Origin of the sequence: Psychrobacter sp. (assembly GCF_035469765.1) — a bacterium.
Classification (GTDB): Bacteria; Pseudomonadota; Gammaproteobacteria; order Pseudomonadales; family Moraxellaceae; genus Psychrobacter.
In genome coordinates this window covers 1-9,296 of record NZ_DATIRM010000063.1, presented here as the reverse complement: position 1 = coordinate 9,296, position 9,296 = coordinate 1, and the positions used below count along the sequence as shown (strand labels likewise).

Sequence of the window (9,296 nt, the reverse complement as noted above, 5' to 3'; positions counted from 1 at the left end):
AGCTTTACGAGCAGCAAAAAACCCCAGTTTTTTCTTTTTAAACGCTTTAACCTCTGGCTCTAACGTTGCTATATATTGCACCAATTCCTGATTGGTCGTAGCAGTGACTACCTGACGTTTTTTGAGTTTACGTGATTGTTTGTCTGCTTTTACCGGTAAGTCTTTATGGCGGAACGGCGTATGAGCGCTTTCAGCGTCAGGCAAATGGCTTGGGTCAACAGTATCCTTAATATCAATGTCACATTCCAATGCCTGACAAACACGTAGCGCACTTCGTACACCGTCTTCATGAAAGCCATTGAACCAATAAGCACCACAAAAATGGGTATGTGAATTGCTATTAGAGATACTTGACCACTGTGCTTGCGCAGCAATCATCTGGTTATTGAATACCGGATGGCTATAGTCTATACGCTTGATAACTTGGCTTTCATCCACCTCATGATTGAGGGTAACTAAGTAATTGTGCTGCTTGGTCAAGCGCTGCAAAATATTCATATGATAGGTTAATACCGGCTTTGTGACAGTTTGCAGCGATTCTTTATCATTCTTAATAGCATTTTTATCATCAATCAAATAATTCCAGCTTGCCCATGCCAACGGCTTTTTGGGTAAGACTGAGGTATCGGTATGTAGAATGGCAGTGTTATCGGTAAAGGTAAAATGACTCAATATTTCTTGCTCATCAGGATTGGCATCTTGTAATATTTTAAGCGCCGTATCTGCATGGCAAGCAAAGATGACTTCATCAAATACAAGTACTTGCGTCTTATCATCGGTTTTATCTATAACTTTCAATGTCACTTTGTTATCTTCACGAGTAACTGATTGCACGGGACTGTTCACGCGAACGGTGCCACCCGCTTTCACAAAACGTTTAACCAGCTTATTTACATACTGCTTAGAGCCTCCTTTGATGGTGAACCACTGCGGTCGATTGACCACCTCAAGCAAGCCATGGTTATCAAAGAATTGAGCAAAAAATACCAAGGGGAAATCTTGTACTTCACGCAGACTGGTTGACCAAATAGCAGACACCATCGGTAATAAATAATTGTCCGTGAATAAGTCGCCGTATTTACTATTATTAAGATACTCGCCTAGCGTTTGCTTGGTAAAAATAGCAATATCATTCCCCTGCTCGCGTGCTTTATCATAATCTTGGCGTAGCTGACGCACCTGTTTATTGAACTGTAAGATATCATTCATAAATCCCCAAAACTTAGGGTTCAAAATATTCTTGCGCTGTGATAGCAAAGTATTGAGCGTATGACCATTATATTCAAAATGACGCGCTGTATTCTTAACCGAGAAACTCATATCCGTTGCTTGAAATGGCACTTGTAGCTCATAAAGCAGACGAAAAAAATTGGGATAGGTACGCTCATTAAAGACGATAAAGCCGGTATCTATGGCACTTTTTTCAACTTTATTAGCTTTTGCTTTCTTACCGTCTTGTAGCGTCACATCAATGGTATTTACGTGCCCACCGATATAATCACTGGCTTCAAATACTGTGACTTCAAATTGCGCTGCCAAATAATGAGCACAAGTTAATCCTGATATCCCTGAGCCAATGATAGCAATATGCTTTTTGACTTGGGCATCCTTCGTATACTCTGAATGACGGCTTGTATGACTAACAACGGTTTCTACTTGGTTAGATATGAGCTTAGATTTACGGCGCAAAAACGGCATAGAATATCCCTAATTATTTTATTTATACATACTCAAAAACATCAAAATCGGCTATTTTTTATTGATTTTTTCACTGACGTGTTGCCAAACCAAATCGGGTAATGTTCCTAATACTTTTAATGGTAAAGTCAGTTTTTTGGGAAATTCAATCACATCATGACCACGCTTAATACCATCACGGATGGCTCGACTTGCCTGCTCGGGCGTTTGTAAAAACGGCATTGGAAAATCGTTTTGCTTGGTCATTGGGGTCTCTACAAATCCAGGAACCACCAAACTCACCGCTACGCCATGCGGTGCAAGGCTAATCTGCAAGGTTTTCATTAAATAATGGATAGCGGCTTTTGAGCTACCATAAGCCTCTGCACGGGCAAAAGGCACATAAGCCGATGCCGAGCCGATGCCCACCAAACGACCTTTTGAAGCGATCAGCTTTGGCAGTACTCCTTCAATGGCATGCGATAACGTACCCATATTCACCGACAACACTTTCATAAATGCTGCGCTATCAAAGTTTGGCATATCTAAATATTCACACATGCCAGCGCCGCAAATTGCCAGATCCACCTCGCTGATTTTGTCAAAAGCCGCTAATACCTTCTCGCGATCCATCAAATCAAGCTCAACCGTCTCTGCTCCTAAATCTTTAAGCTCAGATAAGACATTATTATCACGGCCGATAGCATAGACATGATGTCCCTCTTGCAGATAGTCTATTGCCAACTGATAACCAATACCAGAAGTCGCACCAGTAATCACAATATGTTGTTTTTTAAGAGTCTCTGTCATCATAAATATCCTTTTATTGACTTGCTGTCTTAGCAGCGGTTTGGTTTGGATAAACGCTTATTCAATATGCCTTTATTCATTTAACAGTGATGGTAAAGGCTAATTCATTAACCTTATTTTATTAACCAATGGCTTTACTTATTTATCAAATCTAAATAATTATAGTATAATTAAGCAACTCAATTTGTTGTTACTTCGCAAACTGGCGTACAGCTAGGAAAGTAAAAAAAACTGCTCCATAAAACCCTTTTTGATAGTGTCGACATTCTTATCTATAAAAAACATAAAAATAAAGCTTGACCTATTTTTTATCTTTGCTAGAATACGCCCCACTTAGCAAGAACTCATTAGAGTCTCTCTAAGCTCGTTGTAAGCAGTTAAACACTTACAGCCTATTCTCCAATAGCTCAGTTGGTAGAGCAACGGACTGTTAATCCGTGTGTCCCTGGTTCGAGCCCAGGTTGGAGAGCCATATTTTAGTAGTAAATTTTTTGAATCATTTTTGATTCGATTATGGCATTTGCCAAGACCCTCATCACTTTGATGAGGGTTTTTTTATGGTTGTTATTTTTGTACTACTGATTCAAATCACTCGGCGACAACGTATATTTACATAAAATAATGCACTAATGTTCCCAGAATTTATAATTATATTGGTTGCAATAATAACTTATCCCTATAATAACGCCATAAAATATATATAATCTATCTTATCGTACCCTTAACCATTCAAGGACTGGATTTTTATGAGTAATACTGAACAAATCACCTCTTCTGACAATACTCATTATCTACATCATACCTTTTTTGAGCCTAGCAATAGTGATACTGCCATTAGCGCGACGTTACTGATTGTACATGGCATGGCAGAACACAGCGGGCGTTATGCAGACTTTGCACAATTTTTAGCCGATAACGGCATTGCGGTCGCCACCTATGATCAGCTAGGTCATGGAAAAACCATTAAATCCGCCAAAGAATGGGGGTTTTTTGGGATTGAGCATCCTCTACAGTCGTTATTAAAAGATGTCATTGTGATGGCGGACAGCTTAAAAGCGCGTCACCCTAATGTGCCGCACTTTGTCATGGGTCATTCTATGGGCTCATTCATCGTACGTAATGTCCTAAAGCATCATGCGCGTAACTTTAGCGGCGCTATCTTAATGGGCACGGCTGATACCAATCCCTTGACCAAAGTATTATTGCCGGTCCATAAGATACTGGCAAAAGTAGCACCTAAAAAACCAAATAACCTATCTGCTAATTTGATGAATAAAGTACTCAATAGTAAACTGAACAATCGCATTTCTTCATCACCGTTTGCGTGGTTAAATGAAGACGCTGCAGCTGTCGAAGCTTATGAAGCCGATCCAATGACTGGTTTTGACTTTACCAATAACGGATTTTTGACTTTATTTACACTGATGGAAGCAGGCTTGCATAAAAATTGGGCGATGACGATTGCCAGAAATTTTCCGATGCTACTTATCAGCGGCGAGAATGACCCCATCGGTGACATGGGGCGTGGTATTCGTAAAATAGCCAACCGCTTAGACAAACAACATTTTGAGCATGTCGCAGTGCGGCTCTACCCTCATATGCGTCATGAACCGCTACATGAACAGAATAAAGAGCAGGTTTACCAAGACATCTTAAACTGGATTAATAGCTATAAATAAAAAGATGGACATCTTCACTTATGCTAGGGTGTATCGTGTTTGCTAAAAGTCGCTAAATTAGCGACAATACGGCAAGTTTTTTATTTACCTTCATCAATTTTAGGAATATTTATGTCATTACAACAAATTATCGAACAAGCTTTTGAAAATCGCAATGAATATAGCCCAGCAACGATGCCACAAGACGTACGTGACGCCATTAATCAAGTACTTGAGCAGCTAGATAACGGTACCTTGCGCGTTGCAGAAAAGAAAGATGGTGAGTGGGTCGTTAATCAGTGGGCGAAAAAAGCAGTTTTATTGTCATTCCGCCTAAACGACAACTATGTCATGCCAGCTGGCGAGCATATGCAGTTTTATGACAAGGTACCAACGAAATTTGCAGATTGGACAGAAGCACAGTTTAAAGAAGCTGGCATACGCGTTGTACCACCAGCGGTTGCTCGTAAAGGGTCTTACATTGCAGCTGGTGCGGTATTGATGCCATCTTATGTCAATATCGGTGCTTATGTCGACCAAGGCGCTATGGTAGATACATGGGCAACAGTCGGTTCATGTGCCCAAATTGGTAAAAACGTCCATCTATCAGGCGGCGTTGGTATCGGCGGTGTATTAGAGCCTCTACAAGCAAACCCTACTATCATTGAAGACAACTGTTTCATCGGCGCACGCTCTGAAATCGTTGAAGGCGTCATCGTAGAAGAAGGCGCAGTTATCTCAATGGGTGTGTATATCGGTCAGTCAACGCGTATCTATGATCGCGAAACTGGTGAGATTCATCGTGGTCGCGTGCCAGCCGGTTCTGTTGTCGTACCGGGCAGCTTGCCTTCTGAAGATGGTACACACAGCTTATATGCAGCTATCATCGTCAAAAAAGTAGATGCGCAAACCCGTGCTAAAACATCAGTAAATGAGCTATTACGTTTAGCCTAAATATTTAATCACGATAGTTATCGTTTAAAAAAAAGATGCTGAAGCACAAAGCTTCAGCATCTTTTTTGTTGCTGAATAGCAGCTTAATAGAGGACTTTACGTTATAATCTTTGGCTAATTTAAACACTATTAGCCATATCTTTATATATACATTAAACCTTCTTTTAATTTGATATATGCTTTATGGCATACTCAATCCCTAATTGCATTTGAAATATTATGAGTGAGTTATCTTTACGTACTGCTGCCATCCCTGTCACCGACCCTGAAGCAGGCTTACGTTTGACGGAGATTTTTTATTCCCTGCAAGGCGAGGCGCTAACTTCAGGGCTGCCAACGATATTTGTACGCTTGACCGGCTGCCCGCTGCGCTGCGTCTACTGCGATACCGAATATGCCTTTAGTGGCGGCGAACGTCAATCGCTTGAAACCATTATGACAACCATCGCAAGCTTCCCTTGTAAGCGTATTTGCTTGACTGGTGGCGAGCCTTTAGCTCAGCCAAATGCTATTGAATTAATGAAACGCTTGCTAAACGATGGCTATGAGATTTCTCTCGAAACGGCAGGCGCACTGACGGTCGAAAATGTCCCGCCCGCGGTAAGCAAAGTCATGGATTTAAAAACCCCAAGCTCAGGTGAAGTCGATAAGAATCTTTGGTCAAACCTCGACTACCTCACTCAACATGACCAAATCAAGTTTGTCATTATGAATCGCGCTGATTACGACTGGGCAAAAGCCAAACTTATTGAATATAAGCTCGATAAATTGGTCGGTACGGTATGGTTTTCACCGATGTTTAATGTGGTGCAGGAAGACACTGTAAACGATAACAGTCCAGAAGTGCCGGTACTGGCACGCGAGCTTGCCGAATGGATGTTAGCCGACGCCCTGCCCGTACGTTTTCAACTGCAATTACACAAAATTATTTGGGCGGATGCCAAAGGTAAATAGCACTTAAAATCTAAATGGACACTTAAATACATAGCAAGCCAAGGAAGAAAGAGATAGGTATGGTCAAACTCATTTTATTGGGCTTATTAGCGGGCGCGTTTTTTAGCTCCACCTTTATTTTAAATGAGATGATGAGTAGTGCCGGTGGTCACTGGTTTTGGTCGGCAAGTCTACGCTATTTATTCATGTGGCTAATCATCACTGTCATAATTGTGATGCAGCATGGCTTTGGTCGTATTAAAGAATTGAGTGCTATCTTCTTTCAGCATTGGCGATTTTGGTGTATCACCGGCAGTATCGGCTTTGGTGTGTTTTATACGGGCATTTGCTATGCTGGTGACCACGTTGCCGGTTGGGTGGTTGCAGCAACCTTTATGTTTACGGTGGTGACAAGCTTACTGGTCTTAGTGGCGTTTGGGCAAAGATTTGATAAGAAATTTATCATTTATGCATTATTAGTATTTATTGGCGTAGTGATGGTCAACGTCAGCGAAGGCTTGCATGCCTCTGCTCTCGCAGATACCGTACCTATGGCTGATATGCTGCTATATGGTGCGCTGCCGGCTCTGATTGCAGCGTTCAGTTATCCAATCGGCAATCAGCTGGTTTGGCAAGTGTCTCTTAATTCGCGCAAACATAGCGCTGAGCAGCAACAGGCTCGTGATAACCTTCAATCAAATGAAGCTGACACTCATACCCAACGCATCATTACTGAAGCCCCTGTATTAACTATCGATAGACAAGCGGCGTCACGTCTACAAAATCTCATTGCGCGTATTCCTGCGATTGAGACAACTTTATTACAAAATGCCTTTAATAAAATCTGGCTAATGACCCTCGGTAGCTTGCCGTTTTGGTTACTATTGGGCTTAGTAATACGTCCTGAGCAACCGGCGACCACACAGGTTTTTAATACGTTGTTGGTGGCAGTACTCGCAGGTGTGGCGGCGACGAGCATATTCTTATATGCGCGTGAGAAAGCAGTGACATCGAGCGAGGTGGCAGGCGTGGATTCTACCCAAGCCAGTGAAGTGATATTTGCTTTGATTGGCGGCATGCTATTACTGAATAACGTACTCCCTTCTACACTGGGCTTGGTCGGCATCGGGCTGATTATACTGGGACTGATATTATTTGCCAAAGATGGTTAAGGCGAAAGTATAACTATGATAAATAACTTTATTTTTCCCGATATCCTGCTGTATTTTTTGGATATGGTTGGCATCATCGCCTGCGCTATCGCCGGCACATTGCTCGCACAGCACAAAGGCTTTGATATTGCAGGCTGCATATTAGTCGCGCTCGTCAATGCTATCGGCGGTGGTACATTACGGGATATGGCACTTGATCGCCATCCCTTATTTTGGATGACAGATCTCAATTACGTCATTGTTATTACTGCCACCTCTCTTATCTTACAAATATTTTTTCATCTGTATCATAAGATTGATAACGCGCTTAAATTTTTTGATGCCATTGGTCTGGCAGCCTTTAGTGTGATTGGTTTTAAAGTGGCCTTGGCGCAAGATGTGGTGCCAATGATTGCCATTATGATGGGGGTCTGGACAGCCATTATTGGCGGTTTATTGCGTGATATCATTTGTAATGAGATTCCGCTCGTACTACAGCGTGAGATTTATATCACTGCCAGTATTGCAGGCTCATTAGCATATTTGGCGCTCGACTACTGGGGGCTAGACGCGACAGTAAACGAGTTTACAATGCTGTTTATTATCTTTACCGTGCGTATGCTGGCGCTTAAATTCGATTGGCATTTGCCTTCCATTCGCTTGACAATTAACTGATTAACCGGTTTTTACGATTGGCGTAGAAAATAGCAGCACTTTAATCTCAGTACTTTAATGAGAATAACTCATGCCTACCATTGCATTAGATTCTGACCTGATTACTATTTTTGACCCACGATCGCTGATTTATCTGTTTGATATGATTGGTATTATTGCCTGTAGTATTTCAGGGACGATATTAGCCAAGCATAAAAACTTCGATGTGTTTGGCTGCTTACTGGTATCGATTGTGACTGCGATCGGCGGCGGTACCGTGCGTGATGTTATTTTGGATCGTCACCCACTGTTTTGGATGGTGGATATGAGTTATCTGACAGTTATTACCATCTCTTCACTGGTAATGCAGATATTCTTTCACCCCAACTCTAGACGCGTTGATACGTTTCTTAAACTCTCTGACACCATTGGTTTGTCAGCCTTTACTTTAATCGGTATCAAGGTTGCTGATAGTATGGGCACAAATATGCCGGTGGCATTATTACTGGGGGTTATCACGATTATTGTCGGCGGTATCATCCGCGATATGATTTGCAATGAAATTCCGCTGGTGTTACAGCAAGAGATTTATATCACCGCCGCTTTAACAGGTGGTATTCTTTACTTTGTGCTTCAAAATCTTGGCGTGACCGCTTGGATAGCTGATATTTCAGCAATGGCGACGATTTTCACCTTACGCATGCTTGCCATCCGCTATGACTGGCAGTTTCCGACCATTGAATGGAAATATTAAAGCATGGAATTATTAAAGTTTAGCGACTATCAATACAGTTACTATCAGTACCGTTAAGCTGCTAGCTCTCTTCTACCGTCTCTTTTACAAGCGCCAAATCTTTTATCATCAACTGCAAGTTTTGTTTGCTATTCCATTCATTGATGTCCAGCTCAAACAGTATATGCACTTTTTCGGCGCGGTAATCCCAAACACTGCTATCAAAATTGAATTGAATGGCTTCAATCGGATACTGCACATCAGGATAACGTAGCGACAATTTGAGGTGCTTATCTTTTATTACCTTAAAGTTTAATACTTCAAACACCCCATCAAATATCGGTGGTGCAAACCCATGCCCCCAAATACTAGATTCTGCCAGATGCTCAGCAAACCATAAGCTAAAATCACTTGCTTGCAAAGCACCATCAGTGAATTTTTGCTCAGCGAACACCTCATCATCCATCTGTGCCAGTACCGTGTTAAACGCTGTCACAAAGGCATCAAAGTTACCTCGTTTCAACGTTAGTCCAGCCGCCATGGCATGACCACCAAAATGGCTGATTAAATTAGGATGGCTTTCGGCAACTTGTTCAATGGCATCACGAATATGTACGCCAGCAATAGAACGTGCTGAGCCTTTAATAGCATCTTCATCGCCTGTACGTTTAGTATCCGCCGGCGCAAAGACAATGCTAGGCAGATAATGGCTTTCTTTCAAACGCC

Annotated in this window: 9 protein-coding genes and 1 tRNA gene; 7 read left to right on the top strand and 3 right to left on the bottom strand. The window is 41.9% G+C overall.

The annotated features are described in order from the left end of the window. Both VLN09_RS01735 and VLN09_RS01730 read right to left on the bottom strand, forming a co-directional pair. Window positions 1-1,698, bottom strand: a 1,698-nt coding sequence (locus VLN09_RS01735) for an NAD(P)/FAD-dependent oxidoreductase (RefSeq protein WP_325243473.1), incomplete at its 3' end; no start/stop codon positions are given. 51 nt (window positions 1,699-1,749) lie between these two features. Then, a complete protein-coding gene (locus VLN09_RS01730; RefSeq protein WP_325243471.1) occupies window positions 1,750-2,490 on the bottom strand; it encodes an SDR family NAD(P)-dependent oxidoreductase in 741 nt (246 codons plus the stop codon). Between the two features lie 393 nt (window positions 2,491-2,883). Between VLN09_RS01730 and VLN09_RS01725 the strand changes: the two genes are divergently transcribed. The 7 genes from VLN09_RS01725 to VLN09_RS01695 all read left to right on the top strand — a co-directional run bounded on the left by VLN09_RS01725 (window position 2,884) and on the right by VLN09_RS01695 (window position 8,591). Next, a tRNA-Asn gene (locus VLN09_RS01725) sits at window positions 2,884-2,959 on the top strand. Window positions 2,960-3,233: 274 nt separating this feature from the next. After that, entirely contained in the window at window positions 3,234-4,166 is a 933-nt protein-coding gene (locus tag VLN09_RS01720) for an alpha/beta fold hydrolase (RefSeq protein ID WP_325243469.1), read from the top strand. Window positions 4,167-4,277: 111 nt separating this feature from the next. Then, window positions 4,278-5,099: a 2,3,4,5-tetrahydropyridine-2,6-dicarboxylate N-succinyltransferase gene (gene dapD, locus VLN09_RS01715; protein ID WP_325243467.1), complete on the top strand. Its 822-nt coding sequence runs from the start codon at window positions 4,278-4,280 to the stop codon at window positions 5,097-5,099. 219 nt (window positions 5,100-5,318) lie between these two features. Continuing rightward, the gene (gene queE / locus VLN09_RS01710; RefSeq protein ID WP_325243465.1) at window positions 5,319-6,053 is read left to right on the top strand and encodes a 7-carboxy-7-deazaguanine synthase QueE; all 735 of its coding nucleotides are present in this window, start codon (window positions 5,319-5,321) and stop codon (window positions 6,051-6,053) included. 59 nt (window positions 6,054-6,112) lie between these two features. After that, window positions 6,113-7,204, top strand: a complete 1,092-nt coding sequence (locus VLN09_RS01705) for a multidrug resistance efflux transporter family protein (RefSeq protein WP_325243463.1) — start codon at window positions 6,113-6,115, stop codon at window positions 7,202-7,204. Between the two features lie 15 nt (window positions 7,205-7,219). After that, entirely contained in the window at window positions 7,220-7,858 is a 639-nt protein-coding gene (locus tag VLN09_RS01700) for a trimeric intracellular cation channel family protein (protein WP_325243461.1), read from the top strand. 70 nt (window positions 7,859-7,928) lie between these two features. Further along, window positions 7,929-8,591: a trimeric intracellular cation channel family protein gene (locus VLN09_RS01695; RefSeq protein WP_325243459.1), complete on the top strand. Its 663-nt coding sequence runs from the start codon at window positions 7,929-7,931 to the stop codon at window positions 8,589-8,591. Window positions 8,592-8,652: 61 nt separating this feature from the next. Here the strand turns inward: VLN09_RS01695 and VLN09_RS01690 are convergent. Beyond that, window positions 8,653-9,296 (bottom strand): DHHA1 domain-containing protein (locus VLN09_RS01690; protein WP_325243457.1); only part of this gene is annotated, 644 nt, incomplete at its 5' end.

What these genes read in the sequence shown, in the direction of transcription:
- VLN09_RS01730 (WP_325243471.1), bottom strand. Translation starts at nt 2,490, where the DNA reads ATGATGACAGAGACTCTTAAAAAACAACATATTGTGATTACTGGTGCG.
- VLN09_RS01720 (WP_325243469.1), top strand. Translation starts at nt 3,234, where the DNA reads ATGAGTAATACTGAACAAATCACCTCTTCTGACAATACTCATTATCTA.
- dapD (WP_325243467.1), top strand. Translation starts at nt 4,278, where the DNA reads ATGTCATTACAACAAATTATCGAACAAGCTTTTGAAAATCGCAATGAA.
- queE (WP_325243465.1), top strand. Translation starts at nt 5,319, where the DNA reads ATGAGTGAGTTATCTTTACGTACTGCTGCCATCCCTGTCACCGACCCT.
- VLN09_RS01705 (WP_325243463.1), top strand. Translation starts at nt 6,113, where the DNA reads ATGGTCAAACTCATTTTATTGGGCTTATTAGCGGGCGCGTTTTTTAGC.
- VLN09_RS01700 (WP_325243461.1), top strand. Translation starts at nt 7,220, where the DNA reads ATGATAAATAACTTTATTTTTCCCGATATCCTGCTGTATTTTTTGGAT.
- VLN09_RS01695 (WP_325243459.1), top strand. Translation starts at nt 7,929, where the DNA reads ATGCCTACCATTGCATTAGATTCTGACCTGATTACTATTTTTGACCCA.